Source organism: Ramlibacter agri, from assembly GCF_012927085.1.
In the GTDB taxonomy this organism is placed as follows: Bacteria; Pseudomonadota; Gammaproteobacteria; order Burkholderiales; family Burkholderiaceae_C; genus Ramlibacter; species Ramlibacter agri.
This window is the reverse complement of record NZ_JABBFX010000001.1, coordinates 1,139,543-1,161,403: the sequence shown is the minus strand read 5'-3', so window position 1 is coordinate 1,161,403 and position 21,861 is coordinate 1,139,543. Positions and strand designations below refer to the sequence as shown.

General features: G+C 70.6%; 22 protein-coding genes. 11 read left to right on the top strand and 11 right to left on the bottom strand.

Annotated features, from left to right (window positions below; genetic code table 11):
* Positions 1-15 precede the first annotated feature (15 nt).
* Positions 16-540 carry a gamma carbonic anhydrase family protein gene (locus HHL11_RS05620; RefSeq protein WP_169417442.1) on the top strand — a complete coding sequence of 175 codons (525 nt, stop codon included), beginning with the start codon at positions 16-18 and terminating at the stop codon, positions 538-540.
* A 172-nt stretch (positions 541-712) separates the two neighbouring features.
* The gene (hppD, locus tag HHL11_RS05615) at positions 713-1,795 is read left to right on the top strand and encodes a 4-hydroxyphenylpyruvate dioxygenase (RefSeq protein ID WP_169417441.1); all 1,083 of its coding nucleotides are present in this window, start codon (positions 713-715) and stop codon (positions 1,793-1,795) included.
* Between the two features lie 128 nt (positions 1,796-1,923).
* Here hppD and HHL11_RS05610 read toward each other — a convergent pair whose 3' ends face one another.
* The 3 genes from HHL11_RS05610 to HHL11_RS05600 form a co-directional block, all read right to left on the bottom strand.
* Complete coding sequence (locus HHL11_RS05610; protein WP_169417440.1) at positions 1,924-2,976, bottom strand: hypothetical protein; 1,053 nt, start codon at positions 2,974-2,976, stop codon at positions 1,924-1,926.
* A complete protein-coding gene (locus HHL11_RS05605; RefSeq protein ID WP_169417439.1) occupies positions 2,973-3,353 on the bottom strand; it encodes a response regulator transcription factor in 381 nt (126 codons plus the stop codon). Before HHL11_RS05605 ends, HHL11_RS05610 begins: the two co-directional genes overlap by 4 nt.
* 87 nt (positions 3,354-3,440) lie before the next feature.
* Positions 3,441-4,112: a response regulator transcription factor gene (locus tag HHL11_RS05600; RefSeq protein WP_169417438.1), complete on the bottom strand. Its 672-nt coding sequence runs from the start codon at positions 4,110-4,112 to the stop codon at positions 3,441-3,443.
* Between the two features lie 197 nt (positions 4,113-4,309).
* On the opposite strand from HHL11_RS05600, the gene HHL11_RS05595 reads away from it, so the two are divergent.
* The 3 genes from HHL11_RS05595 (at position 4,310) to HHL11_RS05585 (ending at position 7,755) form a co-directional block, all read left to right on the top strand.
* Positions 4,310-6,436 (top strand): MASE1 domain-containing protein, encoded by a 2,127-nt coding sequence (locus HHL11_RS05595; RefSeq protein ID WP_169417437.1) that lies wholly within the window; start codon positions 4,310-4,312, stop codon positions 6,434-6,436.
* Between the two features lie 75 nt (positions 6,437-6,511).
* Positions 6,512-7,183 (top strand): response regulator transcription factor, encoded by a 672-nt coding sequence (locus HHL11_RS05590; RefSeq protein WP_169417436.1) that lies wholly within the window; start codon positions 6,512-6,514, stop codon positions 7,181-7,183.
* A gap of 20 nt (positions 7,184-7,203) precedes the next feature.
* On the top strand, positions 7,204-7,755 hold the full coding sequence (locus HHL11_RS05585) for a BPSL1445 family SYLF domain-containing lipoprotein (RefSeq protein WP_169417435.1): 552 nt from the start codon (positions 7,204-7,206) through the stop codon (positions 7,753-7,755).
* Here HHL11_RS05585 and HHL11_RS05580 read toward each other — a convergent pair.
* Together HHL11_RS05580 and HHL11_RS05575 are read right to left on the bottom strand one after the other, a co-directional pair.
* The gene (locus tag HHL11_RS05580) at positions 7,752-9,995 is read right to left on the bottom strand and encodes a patatin-like phospholipase family protein (protein WP_169417434.1); all 2,244 of its coding nucleotides are present in this window, start codon (positions 9,993-9,995) and stop codon (positions 7,752-7,754) included. The two genes, HHL11_RS05585 and HHL11_RS05580, sit on opposite strands and share 4 nt — an antisense overlap.
* Before the next feature lie 24 nt (positions 9,996-10,019).
* Positions 10,020-10,901 (bottom strand): sensor histidine kinase, encoded by an 882-nt coding sequence (locus HHL11_RS05575; protein ID WP_169417433.1) that lies wholly within the window; start codon positions 10,899-10,901, stop codon positions 10,020-10,022.
* A 136-nt stretch (positions 10,902-11,037) separates the two neighbouring features.
* On the opposite strand from HHL11_RS05575, the gene HHL11_RS05570 reads away from it, so the two are divergent.
* Positions 11,038-11,586, top strand: a complete 549-nt coding sequence (locus HHL11_RS05570) for a hypothetical protein (RefSeq protein WP_169417432.1) — start codon at positions 11,038-11,040, stop codon at positions 11,584-11,586.
* A 15-nt stretch (positions 11,587-11,601) separates the two neighbouring features.
* Here HHL11_RS05570 and HHL11_RS05565 read toward each other — a convergent pair whose 3' ends face one another.
* From HHL11_RS05565 to HHL11_RS05555, 3 genes are all read right to left on the bottom strand, one after another.
* Positions 11,602-12,036 carry an outer membrane lipoprotein gene (locus HHL11_RS05565; protein ID WP_240980016.1) on the bottom strand — a complete coding sequence of 145 codons (435 nt, stop codon included), beginning with the start codon at positions 12,034-12,036 and terminating at the stop codon, positions 11,602-11,604.
* Between the two features lie 81 nt (positions 12,037-12,117).
* Positions 12,118-13,491, bottom strand: coding sequence for a sensor histidine kinase N-terminal domain-containing protein (locus HHL11_RS05560; protein WP_169417430.1), 1,374 nt, complete (start codon positions 13,489-13,491; stop codon positions 12,118-12,120).
* Complete coding sequence (locus HHL11_RS05555; RefSeq protein WP_169417429.1) at positions 13,488-14,159, bottom strand: response regulator transcription factor; 672 nt, start codon at positions 14,157-14,159, stop codon at positions 13,488-13,490. The genes HHL11_RS05560 and HHL11_RS05555 overlap by 4 nt, the downstream gene beginning before the upstream one ends.
* Before the next feature lie 96 nt (positions 14,160-14,255).
* Here HHL11_RS05555 and HHL11_RS05550 point away from each other — a divergent pair, with 96 nt between their 5' ends.
* The 4 genes from HHL11_RS05550 to HHL11_RS05535 all read left to right on the top strand — a co-directional run bounded on the left by HHL11_RS05550 (position 14,256) and on the right by HHL11_RS05535 (position 17,443).
* The gene (locus tag HHL11_RS05550) at positions 14,256-15,773 is read left to right on the top strand and encodes a glycosyltransferase family 39 protein (protein WP_169417428.1); all 1,518 of its coding nucleotides are present in this window, start codon (positions 14,256-14,258) and stop codon (positions 15,771-15,773) included.
* 72 nt (positions 15,774-15,845) lie between these two features.
* Entirely contained in the window at positions 15,846-16,106 is a 261-nt protein-coding gene (locus HHL11_RS05545) for a hypothetical protein (RefSeq protein WP_169417427.1), read from the top strand.
* 6 nt (positions 16,107-16,112) lie between these two features.
* Positions 16,113-16,658 carry a hypothetical protein gene (locus HHL11_RS05540; RefSeq protein WP_169417426.1) on the top strand — a complete coding sequence of 182 codons (546 nt, stop codon included), beginning with the start codon at positions 16,113-16,115 and terminating at the stop codon, positions 16,656-16,658.
* Complete coding sequence (locus HHL11_RS05535) at positions 16,586-17,443, top strand: hypothetical protein (protein ID WP_169417425.1); 858 nt, start codon at positions 16,586-16,588, stop codon at positions 17,441-17,443. The genes HHL11_RS05540 and HHL11_RS05535 overlap by 73 nt, the downstream gene beginning before the upstream one ends.
* Here HHL11_RS05535 and HHL11_RS05530 read toward each other — a convergent pair.
* The 3 genes from HHL11_RS05530 to HHL11_RS05520 all read right to left on the bottom strand — a co-directional run bounded on the left by HHL11_RS05530 (position 17,415) and on the right by HHL11_RS05520 (position 20,731).
* Entirely contained in the window at positions 17,415-18,338 is a 924-nt protein-coding gene (locus HHL11_RS05530; RefSeq protein ID WP_169417424.1) for a hypothetical protein, read from the bottom strand. The two genes, HHL11_RS05535 and HHL11_RS05530, sit on opposite strands and share 29 nt — an antisense overlap.
* A complete protein-coding gene (locus HHL11_RS05525; protein ID WP_169417423.1) occupies positions 18,338-20,410 on the bottom strand; it encodes an O-methyltransferase in 2,073 nt (690 codons plus the stop codon). The genes HHL11_RS05530 and HHL11_RS05525 overlap by 1 nt, the downstream gene beginning before the upstream one ends.
* Positions 20,411-20,482: 72 nt before the next feature.
* The gene (locus tag HHL11_RS05520) at positions 20,483-20,731 is read right to left on the bottom strand and encodes a hypothetical protein (protein WP_169417422.1); all 249 of its coding nucleotides are present in this window, start codon (positions 20,729-20,731) and stop codon (positions 20,483-20,485) included.
* 144 nt (positions 20,732-20,875) lie between these two features.
* Between HHL11_RS05520 and HHL11_RS05515 the strand changes: the two genes are divergently transcribed.
* The gene (locus HHL11_RS05515; RefSeq protein ID WP_169417421.1) at positions 20,876-21,859 is read left to right on the top strand and encodes a phytanoyl-CoA dioxygenase family protein; all 984 of its coding nucleotides are present in this window, start codon (positions 20,876-20,878) and stop codon (positions 21,857-21,859) included.
* Positions 21,860-21,861: the final 2 nt, after the last annotated feature.

The following is a 21,861-nucleotide window of genomic DNA, read 5'->3' as shown; positions in this document are numbered from 1 at the left end:
CTTACACTGCGCGGCATGACGCAATACAGCATCTCCGGCAAGAAGCCCCAGGTCGCGGCCACCGCCTTCGTCCCGCGCGAAGCCACCCTCGTCGGCGAGGTCATCGTCGGCGAGCGCGCCAGCTTCTGGTTCGGCGCGGTCGCGCGCGGCGACAACGAACCGATCAAGGTGGGCGACGGCAGCAACGTGCAGGAAGGCGCGGTGCTGCATGCCGACCCCGGCTACCCGCTCACGCTGGGCGAGAACGTCACGGTGGGCCACCAGGCCATGCTGCACGGCTGCACCATCGGCAATGGCTCGCTGGTCGGCATCCAGGCCGTCATCCTCAACGGCGCCGTCATCGGCGCGGAAAGCCTGGTGGGCGCCGGCGCGCTGGTCACCGAGCGCAAGGAATTCCCCCCGCGCTCCATGATCCTCGGCTCCCCGGCCAAGGTGGTGCGCCAGCTCAGCGACGAGGAAGTCGCGGGGCTGAAACGCGTGGCGGAAAACTATGCAAAACGCTCGGCCACCTTCAAAGAGGAACTGAAGGCGTTAGACTAGCTCCCAGTCTTATGCCCGGATTCGCACTCTTCATCGGTGACCACCTTGCGCGCAGCGTGCGCGGGGTGCCGGGCGCGCCTCCCGCCTGACGCGAAAACTTCACGCATCTGCCGGCCGCAGCCGGCGCCCCGTTTTCGTCGTTTGATTTCTTTTTCCAGGCAGGAGCGCAGCAATGGCTGATCTGTTCGACAACCCCATGGGCCTTTGCGGATTCGAGTTCGTCGAGTTCGCCTCCCCCGTCCCCAACGTGCTGGAGCCCCTCTTCGAGAAGATGGGCTTCCAGCTCGTGGCCAGGCACCGCTCCAAGGACGTGCTGCTGTACCGCCAGGGCGACATCAACTTCATCGTCAATCGCGAGCCCAAAAGCTTCGCCGGCTACTTCGCCGCGGAGCACGGCCCGTCCGCGTGCGCGCTCGCTTTCCGCGTGAAGGATTCGCACCAGGCGTACAGCCGCGCGCTGGAACTCGGCGCGCAGCCGGTCGACATTCCCACCGGCCCGATGGAACTGCGCCTGCCCGCGATCAAGGGCATCGGCGGCGCGCCGCTGTACCTGATCGACCGCTTCGAGGACGGCAAGTCCATCTACGACATCGACTTCGAGTGGATGCCCGGCGTGGAGCGCCATCCCCGGGGCGTGGGCCTGAAGGTGGTGGACCACCTCACGCACAACGTCTACCGCGGCCGCATGGCGCACTGGGCGGCCTTCTACGAGAAGCTGTTCAACTTCCGCGAGATCCGCTACTTCGACATCAAGGGCGAGTACACCGGCCTCACGTCGAAGGCGATGACGGCGCCCGATGGCCTGATCCGCATCCCGCTGAACGAAGAGTCGGGCAAGACCTCGGGCCAGATCGAGGAGTTCCTGATGAAGTTCAGCGGCGAAGGCATCCAGCACGTCGCGCTGCTGACGGACAACCTGCTCGAGACGGTGGACGCCTTGCAGATGGCGGGCGTGCCGCTGATGACGGCGCCCAACGACATCTACTACGAGATGCTCGAAGAGCGCCTGCCGGGCCACGGCCAGCCGGTGCCGCAGTTGCAGGCGCGCGGCATCCTGCTCGATGGCGACACCAGCAACGGGCAGGCGCGCCTGCTGCTGCAGATCTTCAGCGAGACCATGCTGGGCCCGGTGTTCTTCGAGTTCATCCAGCGCGCCGGCGACGACGGCTTCGGCAACGGCAACTTCAAGGCGCTGTTCGAATCGCTGGAACGCGACCAGATCCGCCGCGGCGTGTTGCAGGTCGACAAGGCCTGAACAAAAAAAGGCCTGGCGGTGAGGCCAGGCCCTAATGCGGTTCCGTGCTCGCGCCGCGCGTCGGAGCCGCGTTCAGGCCTCTACGATGCGCCAATAAGTTCTCTTCGCCCATTGGACCTTCGGCCAATTCAGCGCGCGGGAACGGTGATGAGCGGCGCGGTCTGCGTGCCCGATGTCTCCGTCAGCGAGAACAGCAACATCAGGAAACTGAAGGCCGCCTTCGACTGCAGGTCGCGGTCGTCGATCCAGAACCAGTGGCCGCGATAGGCCACGCTGACGAAGCTGTCTTGCGGCGCGGCGTCGCCCGTGCGCACGCGCACCGGCGTCGCGAGGCCGCGGCCTTCGGGCTCCTGCCGCGGCGCGACGACGCGACCCTGCTCGACATCGACCGCCGGCGTGTCCAGGTAGGAACCCACGTCGATCATCACCTGCAGGATCGAGCGCGTGAGCATCGCGATCTCGATGTCACCGCGCGGGAACGAGCCGTAGCCGACGTCGTACTCGGCCGCGTCCTTGCGCAGCCGCAGCAGGTCGCGCAGGCGCTGCTGGCGCGCGGCGAGCACGCCGTCGGCCGGCGTGCGCAGCTGGATCAGCGTGCGGCTGCGGCCCGTCTCCGTGCGCGCCTCGAAGCCGAGCAGTCCGTCACGCTGCGCCTCGCGCAGCAGCTGCAGCAGCTCCGCGAACTCGGGATGTCCCGCGTTCGGCACCAGGCCACCGTGCGAGTTCTCGACGCCGTTGACGCTGTTCACGCAGAAGCGCAGCACCAGGTCCGCCGGATAGCCGCTCTGCAACAAGAGCAGCACCGAAGGCACCGGGATCGGCGACATGATGCTGCGCGCGAACTTGTCGCCGGTGAGCGGCACGTAGGTGATCGTGGGCTTGTCGGAGTACTGCAGCGAGCCGCCGAACTGCAGGTAGGTGTCGCCGCGGTTCGGCGGCGCGGCCTCGGCCTCCGCGCGCACGATCTGGTCCAGCGAGTACGCATTGATCACGGAAGTGACGTCCAGGAATACCGGCACGTCGCCATAGCGCACCCGCACCAGGTTCAGCAGCATCTGGCGCTTCCACGAATCCGAGATCGCGGACACGTACTGGATGCGGTCGCGGTTGACGGTCTCCGGGCCGATGCTGCCGCAGCCGGCCAGCGAGAGGGTGGCGAGCAGGACTGCCGCGCGCCTCATGGCGCGCCGAAGCGCACTGCTCCCTGGATCGCCTCCAGCAGCATCGCGTCGTCGACGGGCTTGCGCAGGTAGGCCCGGGCGCCGTCGCGCAGCGCGCGCTCGCGGCTGTCGGTGGTGTCGTCGCCCGTGATGATGATGACGGGCACGCCGGCGCCCGCGCGCATGATGCCCTGCTGCACGTCGAAGCCGGTCACCCGCGGCATGCGCAAGTCCAGCACCACGCAGCGAGGCAAGCGCAATTGCAGCGACTGCAGGAAGTCCGAGCCGGAAGAAAACACCGCGGCCTCGTAGCCCGCCGAGCGCACCAGGCGGCCCAACGCCTTGCGCACGGACTCCTCGTCGTCGACGATTGCCACGAGCGAAGCTTCGGTGTCCATAGGGCAAGCACGCTAGGTCCTGTGCCCCCCAAAGCCAATAAGACCTTGGTCGTATGAAGCCCGCCGGGGTGACGGGCGGCGGCCGGACTAGCCCAGTGCGCCGGCGAAGCGCGCGCGTTCCACCATGCGCACGAGTTCGGCGACGGAGCGCACGCGCATCTTCTCCATGCCGCGGGCGCGATGGACCTTGACGGTCTTTTCGGCCGTGCCCAGGTCGGCGGCGATCTGCTTGTTCAGGCGGCCGGCCATGACGTGCGTGAGCACTTCGCGTTCGCGCGGCGTCAGGCTGTCCAACCGCGACTGCGTGGACTCCTGTTCCGCGCGCGCGGAACGGGAGGTCATGTCCCGCGCGATGGCACGACTGACGGCGTCGAACAGGATGTCCGCGTCGACCGGCTTGGTGAGGAAGTCGACCGCCCCGGCCCGCATCGCGCTGGCGCACATGGGCACGTCGGCGCAACCGGTGAGGAAGATGATCGGCTTCGCCCACGCGCTGTCGGCCAGCATGCGCTGCACGGCCAGGCCGTCGAGGCCAGGCAGGCCGATATCCAGCAGGATGCAGCCGGGCGACGGGTCGTCCCCCAGCGCCTGCAGCAGGCTGTCGGCGCAATCGTGCGCATGGATCGAAAAGCCGCCCTCGGACGCGAGCAGGCGGCACAGGGCCGTACGCACGGTGGCTTCGTCATCCACCACGTGCACCGTCGGGCGGCTGGCGCCCGCCTGGGTGCTCGCCCTGGTTTCCACAGGAGCCGTGTTCATCGCTTCCCCTCTTCTGGCTTTTGCAGCGGAACTACTCTGCCCGGCTCAGTTTACGGAGCAGTCGCCGCGCGTCAATTGCTGATTGGTTTAAACCGAAGTATTGTTGCCATTGGTAACTCGTAGAACAACCTTAGGCTAAAGTCGTATTGCCTGAAGCAGCCGGACCAACCCAGACTGGACGTGAAAGGGCGGGACCGATGGAACATCGCGCAACGGCTCCGGCGCATGCCGGGCAGGAGGTCGTGCCGCCATCGGCACGCGAGGGCGCCGCGCCGCCCCTGCCGCGCATGGGGTGGGCGATCGCCGCCCTGGCGATCGCGTACTACGGCGGCTCCCGCCTGGGCCTGGCACTGGTCGTCGGGCCGCCCCACGTCTCCCTGTTCTGGCCGCCCGCCGCCCTCCTGATGGGGGCCCTGGCCCTGGTGCCGCTGCGCTGGTGGTGGGCCATGCTGGCCGCCACCGCCCCGATCCACGTCCTGGCCCAGGTCGAAGCGGGCGTGCAGGCCGCGCAGATCCTGTCCTGCCTGCTGGCCACCACCACCGACGCCGTCATCGGCGCCTCCATCCTGCGCTGGGCGGCGCCGGTCCACGAGCTGGTTTCGGTGCGCGCGGTGCTGGCCTTCTGCGTGGCCGCCGTGGCCGGCCCCTTCGCCGCCTCGATGGTGGACATGGGCGTGATGCACCTGCTGGGCGGCCCCCTGATGCCGGCCAAGGTGTGGCAGCTGCGCTTCTTCGCCGAGATGGTGGCCATCCTCGCCTTCACGCCGGTGATCCTGACCTGGAGCCACATGCGCGGGCTGCGGCTGCGGCCGGACAGCGGCACCGTGCTGGAACTGGGCGCGCTCATCGCGGGCCTGTTCGCGGTCAGCGTGCTGGTGTTCGACTCGCTGCTGGCAGGCTCCGCCTCGCCCTCGCTGCTGTACCTGCCCATGCCTTTCCTGATGTGGGCGGCGCTGCGCTTCGGGCCGCCCCTGACGAGCGCTTCGTATGCGCTGGTCGCCTTCCTCGCGATCTGGGGCGCCGCCCACGGGCGCGGGCCCTTCCTGGCCGAAAGCTACGGGCCGGAGGCGCTGCAGGTGCAGCTGTTCCTGGTGATGCTGGCGGTGCCGCTGCTGCTGCTGTCCGCCGTCATCGAGGAGCGCCGCGACGCGGAACGCCGCCTGCAGGCTTCGCAGGAACTGTTCTCCGTCGCCTTCCGCGAAGGCCCCGGCGCCGTCGCCATCACCCGCGGCGCCTGGGAAGTGGTGGAAGCCAACGAGCGCTGGCTGGCCCTCCTCGGGTATCCGCCCGATGCGCTGGCGCGCGGCGGCCGGGTGGCCAGCTTCGACACGCACCTGGAAGGCCCGAACGCGCACGCCTTGCTCGAGATGGGCCGGGCAGGCGGCCCGAAGGGCCAGGCGATCGAGATGGCCCTGCGCGATTGCCTGGGGAACCTGCACACGGTGCTCGCTTCCGCCAGCGACGTGCAGGTGCGCGGACGCAGTTGCAAGATCTGGATCCTGCGGGACATCACGGCGCAGCGCCAGGCCGAAGCCGACGCGCAGGACCAGCGGCGCCAGCTCACGCACCTCACGCGCGTGGCCTCGCTGACGGATTTCTCCAGCACCATCGCCCACGAACTGAACCAGCCGCTGACCGCGATCCTGAGCAACGCGCAGGCGGCCTTGCGCTTCCTCGCGCAGGACCCGCCGCAGGTCAGCGAGATCCGCACCATCCTCGGCGAGATCGCCGACGCCGACAAGCGCGCCGGCCTCCTGATCCACCACCTGCGCCTGCTGCTGAAGAAAGGCGAGGAGGAATTCGTGCAGCTGGACCTGAGCCGCCTCGTCGAGGAAGTGCTGAACCTCGTGCGCGGCGAGTTCCTGGTGCGCAACGTGCAGCTCCGTTCCAGTTTCTCGCCCGATCTCGCGCAGGTGACGGGCGACCGCGTGCAGCTGCAGCAGCTGGTGCTGAACCTCGTGATCAACGCCTGCGAGGCGATGCAAGCCTCGGGCAAGGCTGAACGCATGCTGACCGTGACGACCATGCACGGCTCGAATCGCAGCGTCGACGTGCTGGTGAGCGACACGGGCCCGGGGCTGTCGTCGCAGCTGATGGCGCGCGTGTTCGAACCCTTCTTCACCACCAAGCCCAACGGGCTGGGGCTGGGCCTGTCGATCTGCCGCAAGATCGCCACCGCGCACGGCGGCTCGCTCACCGCCGAAAGCCGCGACGGCCAGGGCACCACGTTCCGCATCTCGCTACCGGCCGCGGCGCCGGCGCGGATGGCGCCGCGCGCGGCTTCGGCCGCGCCCGCGCAGGCCTCCGCGGCCACCCTCAACTGAACTGCGTACACGGCGCGTCCTTATTGGACCTTTGTCCAATTTTGCCGAGGGGGACTGCCCCCAATACTGAGGACCATGAGCCATGCAGAGTGTGTCTACGAGGCCCCCACGGGCCACGCGATCGCCGCGCCCACCGGCGTGGTCCACCTGATCGAGGACGATGTCTCCCTGCGCACCGCGCTGCAGCGGCTGCTGGTGTCGGAAGGCTTCGTCGTCGCCACCTATGCCACCGCGGGCGACTACCTGCTGCCCGCGGCCACCAAGGACCCCGGTTGCCTGCTGCTGGACCTGCACCTGCCCGGATGCAGCGGGCTGGAATTGCAGGAAGCGCTGCACGACCACCCGGACTACGAACACCCCATCGTGTTCCTCAGCGGCGCGGCGGACATCGCGACCAGCGTGCGGGCCATGCGCGCGGGCGCCTGCGAATTCCTCACCAAGCCGGTCGACAGCGAAGTGCTGCTGGCGGCGGTCCGCACCGCGGTCGGGCGCGACGTCGCGCAGCGCGCGTGGCGCGCCGGGCAGCAGCAGGCGCGCGCGGGCCTGGCTTCTCTCGGGCGGCGCGAAAAGCTCGTGCTGCAAGGCATCACCGACGGCCGCCGGCACAAGCAGCTCGCCGCCGAACTGGGCGTGAGCGAGCGCACCATTAAGCTGGATCGGGCCCGCATCATGTCGCGCCTCGGCGTGCGCACGCTGCCCGCGCTGCTGCGCACCGTGATGATCGCCCAGAGTGGCGTGCCCCGCTGAGAAGCAAGAAGGAGAAAGCCATGTCACGCAGAAAGCTGCTCGCCGCCACCGCGGCGGCCCTGGTCCTTGCCGCCTGTTCCACCACGCCCATGGATCCTGGCGCCAAGCGCCGCGAGATCGACGCCAAGGTGGACAACGCGCTCGCCGAGCTGTACCGCTCCGAAGGCACTCGCCAGCTGGTGGACCGGGCCGAAGCCGTGCTGGTCATCCCCGACATCGTGTCGGCCGGCTTCATCGTCGGCGGCAGTTACGGCCAGGGCGCGCTGCGCCAGAAGAACCAGACCATCGGCTACTACAGCGTCGGCGCGGGCTCCGTGGGCCTGCTCGCCGGCGCCCAGACGCGCACCATGTACCTGCTGTTCATGACGCCGCAGGCGCTGGCCAAGTTCCAGCAAAGCGACGGCTGGACCATCGGCACCGATGCGTCGGTGGCTGTGATCCAGGCGGGTGCCGGCGTGCGGGCCGACACGCTGAATGCCAGCAACCAGGTGATCGCACTGGTGCGCGACCAGACCGGGTTCATGGCGAACCTCAGCCTCGACGGCACCAAGTTCAACCGCCTCGCCCTTTAGGGCCGGCCCAGGAACAGGTACCAGGCGTTGAAGCCACGCGAAGCGTGGCCCCAGCCCAGGTACAGCGGGCCGACCGGCGTGTCCACGCCCAGGAACAGCGCCCCCGAATAGAGCGTGCCTTGCTGGTTGTTCGGCACCAGCGGCTTGTCCACGCGCCCGACTTCCAGCGAGCCGCCGGCGTAGACGCCATCGAGCAGGGCCCAGCGGCGCACGCGGTTGTAGTAGACCACCCGGCCGAAGCGCAGGTCCTGCCCCATCAGCGCGCCGGTGGGGTAGCCCGATTGCTGCAGCAGCCCGCCCCACTGGAATTGCCGCCCGGGCGGCAGCGGGTCGCTGCCGATGCGCGCGCCCGCGCGCGCGGCCACCTGGAAGGTGTGCTCGCCGAAGGAATGCACGTACACGCCGCTGAATTCGCCGCGCGTGAAGTCCAGGTCGCTGCCCAGGCTCTTGCGCGCGCCGAAGAACTCCAGCGAGGCGCCATAGCCCTTGCGCGGGAAATTGACGTTGTCCAGCTGGTCCACGAGCGAGCGCCACGACCAGCCGGCCTGCGTGACGTAGCTCGAATCCACCGCCAGCACCGGCAGGCCGGTATCGAGTGCCGCACTGGTGCGCGTGAACAGGTAGCCGAAGCGCGTTTCGCCGTAGCGCGTGAACTGCGCGCCCAGGTCGAGGCCGACCCGCCCTTCGTTGGTGTCGTAGCTGGCGACCCGCTGGTTGCCCTGGAAGACGTCGATGGTGCGCCGCCAGTATTCGGCCTTCGGCGCGATGAACAGGCCGGGCCCGCGCTGCAGCGGCTGGTAGAACTCGGTGGAGATGCCGCTCGCGCGGCCCACCTGCGCGTCCCAGCGCCATTCGCCGCCCAGCCGGTTCAGCCAGGTCATGCGGTAGCTGGCCAGCAGGTTGAAGAAGGCGTCGCCCTTGAAGTCCGAGGACAGGCCTAGGCCCAGGCGCAGGTAGTCGGGGCCCCAGGCCTTTTCCACCGCATCCACGGCCAGGATGCGCTTGCCCGGTTCTTCCAGCAGCCGGTAGCTCACGTGCTCGAAGTCGCCGGTGCCGAACAGCCGCTGCATGTCCTTGTCCAGCACCGGCTGCTCGATGGGCTGGCCGGCCTCCGTCTCCATCTCGCCCTTGGCGATCAGCGGATTGACGCGCTTGAGGTTGTCGAAGCGGATCTCGTCGATCGGCCGGTTGTCCGGCGGCTTCAGCTTGACGCGGCGCGCCTCCCAGGCGGCATAAGCCTCCGGCGACACCGAGTAGCGCGCCAGCCGGTCCGCCACGAGGCGCGTCGCGGCCTCGCCGACCGGCACTGTCTCCGTCATGTGGTCGAAATCGGCCGCCGAGAAGTTGTCCAGGCGCGGAATGACCAGGATGTCCTCGGGATGCAGGCTCTCCAGCGAGGCGCGCACGTTCTGCTCGGTCAGGATGTTGACCATCTGCCCGGTGACGCCGAGCACCGAGTGCAGTTCTTCCGGCTTGGACAGCGGCGTGCCCAGGTTGACGGCGATGACCACGTCGGCGCCCATCGCCCGCGCCACGTCCACCGGCAGGTTGTTGGTGAGGCCGCCATCGACCAGCAGCTTGTCGTCCAGGCGCACCGGCTGCAGCACGCCGGGCACCGACATGCTGGCGCGCATGGCCGCTGCCAGTTCGCCCCGCGCCAGCACCACCGGCTTGCCGGTGACGAGGTCGGTGGCGACGGCGCGGAAGGGGATCGGCAGGTCGTCGAAGCGGTAGAAGCCGCGCGCCTTGGCCAGGTCGCGCAGCACCGTCTCCAGCTGCACGCCGGACACCAGGCCCTGCGGCAGCTGCAGGCCGCGGCCGTCCAGGCCCATCTCCAGCGGCGCGAGATTGGTGGTGTCGTCGCGCTTGAGCCGCACGGCGCGCTCCTCGCGCGGCGGCTTTTCCTGGAACAGCAGGCGGGTGGAGAGCTGGCCCAGCACCTCCTCCATCTCGCCGACCGGTGTGCCCGAAGCGTAGGCCGCGCCGACGATGGAGCCCATGCTGGTGCCGGTGATGCAGTCGACCGGGACGCGCAGTTCCTGCAGCACCTTGAGCACGCCCACGTGCGCCGCGCCGCGGGCGCCGCCCCCCGAGAGCACCAGGCAGACCTTCGGCCGCGCTGGCTCAGCCGCGCCGGCAGGCTGGGCCTGCGCCTGGGACTGCGTGGCGGCCGCGACGAGCGCCGCCAGCAATGCCGTGCGCGGCAACAAGGCACGGCGTCGGCGGACGGCTTTCTTCATGCGCGGGCAACCGGTGCACCGCCGTCACAAGGCGGCCAGGGGCACGCCGACCGCGCGGTCTTCCTGCAGCGACCGCCCCCGCATGGCGCCCTGCCGGGGCAGCTTCACCGCGAACACCGCGCCGCCACCGGGGCGCCGGCGCGCCTCGATGCCGCCGCCATGCGCTTCGACAATCGTGCGCGCCACCGGCAGCCCCAAGCCGAGGCCGTTAGCCTTGGTGGTGTACCAGGGCTGGAACAGGGCATCCGTGTGGCGGCCGCCGAAGCCATGGCCGCGGTCGCTGACCAGGATCTCGATGAGCGCGCCGGCGTCGCGCGTGCTCACCACCACGCGCCGCATCGCCGCGGGCGTGTCCGCCATCGCATCCATCGCGTTGGAAAGCAGCTGCAGCACCACCTGCTGCACCTGCAGCCGGTCCCAGGTGACCTGCGGCACCAGCGCGCAGGGCTGCAGGATCAGCTCGATGCGCCGGGCCGCGGCTTCGGCCTGCAGCACCCGCGCGGCGTCGGCCACCATCTCGTGCACGTCGAAGGCCTCGGGGCCGGCATCGCGGCGCGCCAGCAAGGCCACGAGCCTTTGCGCCATGGCGCCGGCGCGCTCGCCTTCCTGGTTCAATTCGGCGAGCAGGCGCTGCAGCTCGTTGCGGTTGATCGCCTCCTGCGCCAGCAGCAGTTCGGCGGTGGCGGACTTGCCGAGGATGGCGGCCAGCGGCTGCGCGATTTCCGTCAGCACGCCGGCACCCAGCTGGCCCGCGAGGGCAAAGCGCGTCGCGTGCGCCAGCTCGCGCTGCAGCTGCGCGCAGCGCGAGCGCTCGGCGCGCAGCCGCTGCCACAGCCAGGCCAGGGCCGCCAGGGCGGCAGCCAGGATCATTGCCGCTATCATCATCCGCAAGGTCGTCGAGTCCATGCGCGGCAGTATTGGATTCGAGTGCTGGTCGGTCCTATTGGACCAATGGCCAATTCCTCGTATGGTCGGCGGCGCGATGATCCAATCAGGAGGTTGAAGGATGCTTTCGCTTCGCTTGCTAGTTTTCTGCGTCGCGTTGGCGTGCACCGTATCGCCGGCGCAAGCGGCCGGCGCCCGCTGGGCCTCCGGCTTCGGCCTGGGCGGCGACCGCAACGTCGCCATGCGCCTCAGCGCCACCGGCACGGTCCTCGCGGTCGATTCCGCGGCCCGCCTGATGACCCTGAAGTCGTCGCGCGGCGACATCACTTTCCGCCTCGACCCCAAGGTCGCCAATGCCGGCGATATCCACGTCGGCGACCGCGTGAAGGTGGATTACGTCGCGGCGCTCGTCCTGACCCTGCGGCGCGGGGGGGACGAACAGCGCGACGAGGTCGAACGCAACGCCGCGCAGCGCTCGGGCCCGGACGTGTCCCTCGCCGCTGCCTACAGCCGGCCGATCACCTTCCTCACCGAGGTCGTCTCGGTCGACACCGACAACCTGATGGTGCGCCTGAAGGGCCCGGCCGGCGAGATCGGCGAATACGTGGTGCACGACCGCACCGACCTCGTCAACGTGCGGCCGGGCGACCAGGTGATGGTCGCCCTGAACCAGGCGGTGGCGGTGGGCGTGACGCCGGCCAAGTAGGGCGCAGGCTCCGGGTCAGCGGCGCACGCGGGCTTCCTCGCCGGCGCCGTCGATGCGCACGCGGTCGCCGACGCGCAGGTTGGCGTCGGCCGGCTGGGTGATCGAGACCATCTCGCCGGTGTCCATCTGCAGCGTGATGCGCTGGCCCGGCTGGCCGGCGTAGCGGTTCTGCACCTGCTGGCCCGCGAAGCCGCCGGCCACCGCGCCGGCCACGGTTGCGATGTCCCGGCCCGTGCCGCCGCCGATCTGGTTGCCCAGCAAGCCGCCGACCACGGCGCCCGCCACGGCGCCCAGCCCCAGCCGCTGGTTGGCCTCGATCGTCACCGCCTCGATGCTGGTGATCTGGCCGAAGCGCACCACCGCTTCGCCCGCGGGGTTGCCGGCCGTGGGCGGCGTCTCGCAAGCCGCCAGCAGCAGGGCGAGCGAAAGGGAAATCAGGGCGCGCAGCATGGCAACCTCCGTTCTTGGTGGGAGCTGCATGCTGGCAAGCGGCTGGGGGCGGCGGAATGGGACCTTGGTGCAATTTCGCCGTCAGGCGGCGGGGAAGCGCAGCGTCACGGCAAGGCCGCCGAGTTCCTCCGAGCGGCCCAGCACGATCTCGGCCCGGTGCAGCGCCGTGATCTCCTTGACGATGGCCAGGCCGAGGCCGCTGCCCTCGCCGGTCATGCCGCGCCCGCGCACGAAGCGGTCGAACACCTTGTCCGTTTCATCGGCGGCAATGCCCGGGCCCGAATCCGCGACGCCAAGCGCCGGCGGCTCCGGGCGCACCGAGATCGTCACGCGGCCGCCCGGCGGCGTATAGCGCAGCGCGTTGTCGATCAGGTTGCCCAGCGCCTCGCTCAGGAGACTGGGCTGCCCCTGCACGTGTACCGGCTGCTCGCCGGCGTCCAGCTCCAGCGTCGTGTGGCGGGCCTGCGCCGCGTCCATGTAGGCCTCCCCGACTTCGCGCGCCAGCGCCACCAGGTCGACGTCGACCATCTCGATGGCGCCCCGCGCCGCCGGGTCGACCCGGCTGAGCGCCAGCAGCTGCTGCACCATGCGCGCCGCGCGCTGGGTCGACGACGCCAGTTCGTCCAGCGCGGCGCGCGTGCTCGCCAGGTCCGGGCAGGCGGCGGCGCGCGCCAGCCCCAGCTGCAAGCCGGCCAGCGGCGTGCGCAGCTGGTGCGCCGCGGTCGCCGCGAAGTGGCGTTCGCGCAGCAGCAGTTCGCGCACCCGGGCCAGCAGGTCGTTGAGCGCCACCGCGAAAGGCATCAGCTCGCGCGGCACGTCCTGCGTGGCCATCGGTTCCAGCGAAGTGTGCGAGCCGTCGTTCCAGGCCTGCGCCATGCGCCGCAGCGGCCGCAGCGTGCGGCGCACCGCGCTGCTCACGACCAGCCACGCCACCACCGCCAGGATGGCCACGGGCGCGAACACCAGCACCTGCGCGCGCAGCGCCAGCTCGCGCTTGGTCCGCGTCTCGGCCACCAGCACCACCGCGGAATCCCCATGCGGACCCTGCACCTGCACCCGGCCGACGCGCACGTCGATGCCGCCATAGCTGGCATCGAAGGCTTCCGAGTTGTGGCGGTAGCGGGTGGCCTTGCGCCCCAGCTGCGGCAGGCCCGGCTGGCCGGCGACGTGCCGGCCGTCCTGCAGCACCTCGTAGAAGATGCGGTCGACCACGTCGTAGGTCAGCACCGATTCCGACTGCGGCGACAGCTGCACGCTGGCCTGGCCGCCCTGGAAGCGCACCTGCGAGCCGAGCGAATGCGCCGCATCGAGCAGCCAGCGGTCGAAGATGCGCTCCACCAGCGCGTGCGCGTTGAAGGCGCTCACGACGACGCTGATCACCACGATGGCCAGCACCGGCAGCATCAGCCGGCGCCGCAGCTCGCGCTGCAGCCAGCGTCCGGGCGGCCGCGTCACGCGCCGTCCGCCTCGATGCGGTAGCCGAAGCCGCGCACGGTGACGATGGCTGCGCCCGAGCCGGCGATCTTGCGGCGCAGGCGCGAGACGTAGACATCGACGGCGGTGTCGCCCATTTCCTCATTGCGTTCCGCCAAGGCGTCGAGCAGGAAGCGGCGGGCCACCAGCCGCGGCGCGCGCCGCAGCAGCAGGCCCAGCACCTGGAGTTCGCGCGGATGCAGTTCCAGCGGGCGGCCGTCCACCAGCGCGCGGCCCTCCCCGCCCAGCAGCACCAGCCGGCCGCAAGCCATGCGCTCGCCGCGCATGGCGGCGCTGCGGCGCTCCAGCGCCTCGATGCGCGCATCGAGTTCTTCGGCAGCGAAGGGCTTCACCAGGTAGTCGTCGGCGCCGCGGCGCAGGCCTTCGACGCGGTCGCTGACGCCGTCGCGCGCGGTCAGCGCGATCACCGGCATGTTGCGGTCCTGCGTGCGCAGGCGCTGCAGCCAGTCCAGGCCGTCGCCATCCGGCAGGTGCAGGTCCAGCACCACCACGTCCGGCTGCAAGTCCTGCACGGCGCGCCAGGCGGCTTCGAGCGTGCCGCAGGCCTGCACGCCCCAGCTCCGGGCCTGCCAGCGCCAGGCCAGTTCGCGGGCGATGGTGGCGTCGTCTTCGACCAGGAGGATTTGCATCGCGGCGCCGGCGCGGGCCGGATTGATAGGTGATTGCAATGTTTCGTAACTAGTGTAGCGGGAGATCCGCTGCGCCCGTACGAGGCAACGATCCCCATGACACAACACCTTCACAAGCGCCCCTCGTCCGCCGATTGGGCGCTCGCCCTGGCGGTCGCCCTGGGCGCCGCGCTTCTCTGGGGCGCCGGCCTGGCCCTCACCCGCGATGCACCGGCACTGGACAGCGCGGAGCAGCTGCTCTGGGGCTACTCGATGGAAGCCGGCTACTGGAAGCATCCGCCGGTGCCGTCCTGGATCATGCACGCGTTGCTCGGTGCCTTCGGTCCCTCCGTGAGCCTGACCTACTTCGCCGCGCAGGCCTGTGCCGGCGTGGCGCTGCTGCTGGCCTGGCGCCTGGGCTGCGAGTTCATGCCGCCGCTGCAGTCGCTGGCGGCCATGGCGCTGTCGGCGCTGGTGACCTGGCACAACCTTTCGGCTGACACCTTCAACCACAACACCGTGCTGCTGCCCTTCCAGGTGGCCGCGGCCCTGGCCTTCTGGCTGGCCGTGCGCAGCGGCAGCTGGCTGCGCTGGTTCGTCTTCGGCCTGGCGGCCGCCGCGGCGATGCTGGTGAAGTACATCGCGCTGCTGCCGCTGTCCGCCCTGCTGCTGTACCTGGTGGTGGAGCCTTCGGCGCGCACCAGGCGCAACGTCGCCGGGCTGGCCGTCGCGGGCGCGGGCGGGCTGCTGCTGCTCGCCCCGCACATGCTGTGGCTGGCGGGCACGGGCGCCGCGCCGCTGCACTACGCGACCGAAGTCGCCGCCGCGGCCCCGAAGGCGTCGGAGTGGTGGCGCAGCCTGGGACTGTTCGTGCTGGAACAGTGCCTGGACCTGGCGCCGCTGGCCTTGCTGCTGTTCTGGCTGCATCGCCGTGCGCCTGCCGGCACCGCCCCCGAGGTCACGGGCTCGCGCCGCTTCCTGTGGTGCGCCGGCGCGGCGCCCCTGGTCATGATCGTGATGTACAGCGTGTTCACCGGCACCGAGCTGCAAGCGCGCTGGGGCAGCACGCTGTGCCTGTTCGCGGGCTGGCTCGCCATCGACGTCTGGCGCCGGCTGGCGGCGCTGCCGCCGCAGCGCGTGCTGCGCGCGGCGCTCTGCGCGCAAGCCGCCCTGCTGGTCTACGGCGCGCTGCTCGCGCCGGGGGCGCTGCGCCTGCTGGACTTCAACAGCCGGGTGAACTTCCCGAGCCGCCAGCTGACCGCCATGGCCAACGCCACCTGGCACCAGTTCAACAAGGCGCCGCTGCGCATCCTGGTCACCGACAGCTGGCTGGGCGGCAACGTGGTGGCCAACAGCGCGCGGCCGATGGCCGTGGTCATCGACGGCTACTTCCAGCGCGCCGCCTGGGTGACGGCGGAAGACGTGCGCCGCTGCGGCGCGCTCGTGATCCGCGACCCCGGCGCCGGCCCGGAGGTGGTGCAGGCGCTGCGCGGCTTCCTGGACGAGGCCCGGATGCGCGGCCACTGGCGGCTGCCCTGGTCGCCCAACCGCGGGCTGCACCAGGTCAACCCGGAAGGCACGGTCCTCGACTGGGGCATCCTGCCGCCCAGCGGCGAAGGCAACTGCACGCTGTGACGCGCGGGGCTTGAGCTGGCGGCCGCGCCGAGGGACACTCGGCGCCCGGACCTATCCGATGGAGGGCGCACCGTGCACCTGAGCGCGAGCGAGCTGGCCCGGGTCGAGGCCATGATGGAACGCGGCCAGGTGTCCAGCGAACCGGCTTCGCCTTGCCGCACCAGCCGGATGCTGGATGCGCTGCAGGCACGCAGCGCGCCGCCTCCCGCGCAGCGCCAGCCGGCCGGCGCACGGCCGCCACGCAGTACCGCGGACTGGCTGGACCTGCCCTCGCTGCCGGAACTGCTGGAGGCGCGCCGCACGCTGCTAGCCGCGGACGGGTCGGCGGGGTAAGCAGCGATGCCTTCGCCCGGCGTCATCGCCTGCGTCCTCGTCGCCGCCTGGCTGCTGGCCACCCTGGCCTACCAGTACAGCCCGGTGCAGGTGGCCGTGGCGCGGCGCGACCCGTTCAAGCTGCTTCCGAGCTGGGCCTTCTTCGCGCCGCATCCGGCCTACCGCGACTACCACCTGGTCGTGCGCGAACTGCGCCGCGACGGCACTCTGGGGCCGTGCCTGCCGGTCGGCCTGTTCCCGGACCGCCGGCTCGCCGACCTGGTGTGGAACCCCGCCAAGCGGCCGCGCAAGATCCTGCAGGACGCGATGCAGGCCATCAAGCGCCTGCGGCGCTGGTCGGCTTCGGAACAGGTGGTGCAGTGTTCGCTGCCCTACCTGCTGCTCCTGCACTACGCGAGCACGCAGCATGCGTGCGGCCCGGACGCGATCGCGCTGCAGTTCGCCGTGGTCGAAAGCGCCGGCCGCGACGGAAGGCGCCTATGGATTTCCTTCGTGTCGGGCTTCCACAGGCTCTCGCCGCGTTCGGGGCCGGGCCCTTCGAGCGCGGCCTGAGCTGGACCTGCTTCCTCCTGGGCCTGTGGTGCGTGCTGTGCACGGCGGAGTGGATCAGCCGCTTCGACCTGTTCCGCGACGACGGCCTGCTGTCCTGGCGCGTGATGGCGCTGCGGCCGCAATGGGTGCATCGCAGCGCGCTGCTCGCGCCGCTGCAGCGGCCGCGCGGCGTGGCGGCGCTGCTGGCGGTGCGGCTGGCCTGCGGCGTCGCGCTGCTGCTGCCGCTGGCAGGCTGGCCGCGCATCGGCCTGCTGCTCGCCCTGGTCGCCACCGGCTGGCTGTTCAAGCTGCGCAACTGGCTGGGCGAGGACGGCTCCGACCAGATGGGGCAGGTCGTCGCCAGCGGCAGCGTGCTCACGGCGCTGGGCCTGCAATGGCAGGACCTGGCGCTGGCCCTGGCCGGCTGCCTGCTGGTGGCGGGCCAGCTGACGATCTCGTACTTCCTGGCCGGCGTCGCCAAGCTGGTGTCCTACGAATGGCGCAGCGGCCGCGCCGTGGTGGGCGTGATGGGCACGCGGGCCTATGGGCATGACCTGGCCGCGCGCCTGGCCAGCGCCAGCCTGTGGTTCCCGATCGCCTTCTGCTGGTTCGTGATCGTGACGGAGACCGTGTTCCCCGTCTTCCTGTTCGGCCCGCCGGCCGTGCTGGCCGTGGTGCTGGCGGCCTTCGGCCTGTTCCATGTGGCGACCGCGCTGTTCATGGGGCTCAACACCTTCGTCTGGGCTTTCGTCGCGGCCTATCCTTCGGTGCTGGTGCTCAACGCGCTGCTGGTTCGCGCCTGGTGAGCAGGTTGGCGAGGATCTGTTCCACGGCCGGCGGCCACGTCTGCGAAGCGGCCTGGGCGAGATCCGCGCGGCGTTGCGCGGCCAGGCGTTCCAGCGCCTCCGCGTATTCGGAGTCGGGCGCGGCCTCGGGCGGGATGCCGGCAGCCGCGAGAAAGCGCGGAAAGACGAGCCGCTCCGCGGCGGCGGCAAAACTGTTCCACACGGCGTCGAACAAGTTCGCCGCGCCGGGCGCCGACACCTGCAAGGCCACGCAAACGAAAGGCGGCACCTCGTTGTGCCGCGCCGCCGACTTGCGCGCGGCGGCCAGCAGATCCGCCAGCGGCGTCACGGTGGCGATGCCGGCCTGCGCATCCAGCCGCAGGCGGGCCGGGTCGAGCGAGCGCAGGCCGCCGGCGTCGACGCGCCCCAGGTAGTGCCGCAGCAGCACCTGCACCGCGGTGCCATCGCGCGCCAGCATCGCGCCGAACAGGCGCGCTTGCCGCGCGGTGTCGCCCCAGCGCTCGCGCGGCAGGCCCGCGCGGGCCGCGAGCTGCGGCACCACCGCCAGGATCTCCGCGATGGCGAACAGGCCCGGCGCATGGCGCGCAGCCGGACGCAACACCGCGCGCACGACCGAAGCCTGCAGCTCCGGCGCGAGCGGCAGCTTCCCGATCGCTGCCTGCCAGCCCAGCGCGGGCTGCACCTGCTCCGCCGCCTGCACGATCTCGATCAGCATCCAGCCGGCCAGCGAAAAGGTGGCGAGCCGCACGTCGTCGGCCGGCACCGAAGCATCGACCGCATGCGCGGGAATGCGCGCCGGCTCGGCCAGCCAGGGCAGGCGCGCCGCCATCAGCTCCGACTGCTGCCGCAGCAAGGCCCGCCGGGCCCGGATCGCGTTCCAGGCCGGATCGGGCATCAGGCAGGCACAGTGTCGCGGATGCGCGTGGCCAGCACCACGCGCGTGGACCAATCGAGTTCCACCGCTTGCAGCGAAGGATGGCGCAGCAGCGCGAGCCGCAGGCCATCGCGCTCCGCCATTTCCTGGCGGGTCGCCGTGGGCGTGGCGCAAAGGTCGTCGACCACCAGCACGCCGCCCGGGCGCAGCAGCCGCAGCAGCGCGTCGAGCTGGCCGTACTTGACCGGCGCCGCGTCCGCGAACACGAGGTCGAAGTCGCCCAGCGTGGGCAGCAGCTCGCAGGCGTCGCCGGCCAGCAGCCGCACGCCCTCGGGCCAGGGCCAGGTACAGGCCGAATCCAGCAGGCGCCGGTCGCCCTCGATGCTGGCGACCTCGACGTCCCGGCGCTGGTGCAGGCCGGTCGTGATCCACGCCAGCCCGACGCCCACGCCGGTGCCGACTTCGAGCACGCGGCCCGCGCGCGGCACCGCGGCCGCGAGCATGGACAGCAACCGCCCGACCTCGTCCTGGCTGGAACCCACGAAGCGCATCTCGCGGGCGCGCCGCTTCGCCGCCGCCACCGCGCGCGGCACGCCGGCCTGCGCCAGCACCAGGTTGTCGCTTCCGAGCTCCACCATCCGCCGCACCGCGAGGTCGGCATCGAAGCCATCCTTCGCGCGAGTGTTGAGCCCGTAGCCGCTGGGCGAAGCCTGCAGCAGCGCCTGCGCGATGCAGCGCCGCACCTCGGGGAACTGCTGCTCGGGTTGCGCCAGCTGGCGATCGAGCTGTTCCAGCTGCGGCTGCGCCCCGACCGCCGACAGGATGTAGCGGCTCGCCTCGATCTCCAATTCTGCGGCGTTCGCGAGTTCGCGCACGAAGGCGGGCGCGACGTCCGGCGCGCGCAGCAGCATCTCCATCCGGTTTGCTTCGCGCACGTACAGGTCCAGCATCAGGTGCACGTAGGCGCCGCGCGGCGGCGGCGCCGGGTCCAGGTGCTCCAGGATGGTCATCAGCCAGTCGCGCATGCGCAGCCCCGCCAGCCCGAGGTGGCTGGCGCACTGCGTGTGCAGTTCCTCGCCGAGATAGCGCGCTCTATCCAGCGCCTTGCGGCTGGACACCATGCCGCGGAAGGGACCGTAGCGCGGCTCGAGCTCGCCCGCGCGCCGCTCCGCCAAGGTGGCCAGCAGCGCCAGCTGCGCGTAGACATGGAAGGCGGCGAAGGCGCGATGCGTGTCCCAGTGGTTCGCGCGGTTGAATTCCTGCGCGTTCCACAGCGACACCACGCGCGGCGAGTTTTCCATCGGCGCATCCACGTCCAGCAGCGAATGCCCGTGCCGGAAGTCGTACAGCTTCTGGTGCAGCGACTCGTGCAGCAGGTGTTCGGCCGTGCACCACGGGTTGCGCAGCATGTTGCGGTTGAGGAAGATCGTCCCGCCCATGCGGATCTGCGAGCTGGAGACCTTGCCGCGCCAGAACCCGAGGTCGGGGAAGCAGCCGACCTGGTGCGCGTGCGTCAAGGCGCTGCGGCCCAGGTCCGGCAGCAGTTCGCGCAGCAGCTGTTCGCCCTGGCGCAGCATCGCCAGTTCGCTGTCGTCGATGGAGCACAGCACGCCGCCATATTCCAGGTCGAGGATGCGGCGGAAGGCGTGGCCGTAGGCATCGTCCGGGTAGGCGTCGTTCCAGATCCAGCCGTGGAAGTCCTGGTCGCCCAGGCGCTGCAATGCGATGGAGCCGTTCTCGTGCGGCGTGCCGCCACGGCCTTCGGCCAGGTGCTGCAAGGTGCGCAGGATCACCTGCTCCGACTCCGCCAAGGTGAGGCCGACGTCCTTGCCGGTCTCGAGGCGCGTATAGGCGTGCTGCACCGCGCAGCGCAGCACCGTGTTGCCGGCCAGGCGATAGCGCTGCTGCGCATCGCACCGAGCGAAAGCCGCGACCAATTCGCCCGCCGCGGGGATGGCTTCGGCCACGCGCTCGAGCCGCCGCAGGAATGCGACTTCGAGCTGGCCGACGATATAGGCGCTGTCACCGAAGGCGCGATGCTGGACGAGCGCCTCCTCGATGACCGCGAGGACTTCCGGCGTGGGCGTAGTCATGTCGACCCCTCAGCGAAGCAAGCACCGGGCGCGCCAGCGCCCGGCGGGACTTTCCCTCGCAGGGAGGTACGACTACTTCTCGCGCGAAATGATGTCGACGGCCTGGGGCCTTTCGAGCTGCCACGACAGGTCGGCAAGCGACGAGTGGTCGTGGTGGCCGACGCCGCCTTGCGAATCGTGGTGGTGTTCGCCATCGAGCATGGCCAGCCGCACCAGGGTGTCGACCTTCAGCTGCATCTGCAGCAGGTCGCCGGAAGACATGTTGCCGAGCAGCTCGTCGCGCAGCCGGTCCATTCTCTTGGACAAATCGCCATCTGCCATGTTGCACTCCTCGTTGCGGGAGGCGCACTGCTCGATGCCAGCCCAAGGTCAGCATATATCGCACGTTGCTTCTTGCCGTATCCAATGGTGACAGCGCGGGCCTTGCGCGATGGTGATGCGCGCGTTCAATATGCGCGTGCTGCCATGAACGCCGCGCCTGCCTCCGAACCGGCCGCCCCAGGCCTCGATGGGCCGCAGCATCGCGCGCATTGCCGCGACCGCGAGGACGAGTTCGCCGCGCGGCTGGCCTTCCTGCACAAGGCGCAAGCAGCGGCGGGCGACGACGGCGGCTACCGCGCGCTGCTGGCGCTCGTGATACGCGCGGTGACGGATATACACCGCCATGGGTACGCCGTGATACCGCGCCTGCTCGATGCGCACTGCATCGAGCGGTTGCGCGATGGCTTGGCGCCGCTCATCGGGGTCTCGGACGAACAGTTCCAGCGCCTGCATGCGGCCGGCGTGCACACCGCCTTCCACGTGCACAACGCGCTGGCCAAGACGCGCGCGGCGGACGAAGTGGCGCTCAACCCCACGGTGCGTGCGGTGATCGGCGGCATCCTCGGTTTCGACTTCCTCTTCCACGCAGGCGCGATCGTCACCGCGCACAGCGCGGGCTGCGTGGAGCAGCCGCTGCATCGCGACGATGCGTCCTTCTACGCCTTGCCGCGGCCGCGCATGCCGCTGGTCATCACCGCCACACTTGCGCTGGACGACTTCACGCGCGAGAACGGCGGCACGCGCCTGGCGCCGGGCAGCTGCTGGTGGGAGCGCGAGCGCCGCCCGCAGGAAGAGGAGATGACTTCCATCGAAATGGCCGCCGGCTCCGTGCTGCTGTGGGACGGTGCGATCTTCCACGGCGCCGGGGCGAATCGCTCGCGCGAGGCGCGCCGCACGCTGTTCCTCGTCTACACCCGCGGCTGGCTGCGCACCCAGTACAACCAGTTCCTGTCGGTGCCGCGCGAGCTGGTGCTGTCCCTGCCGGCCGAACTGCAGAAGGACCTGGGCTACACGCGCAGCCTGCGCGCGCTGGGCGAATGCGATGGCCACGATCCCCTGCCCTACCTGCAGGCCCTGCAGGGCCGGGGCGACGGAGCGCAGCGATGCCTGGGACCCGAAGCCGCCTGAGG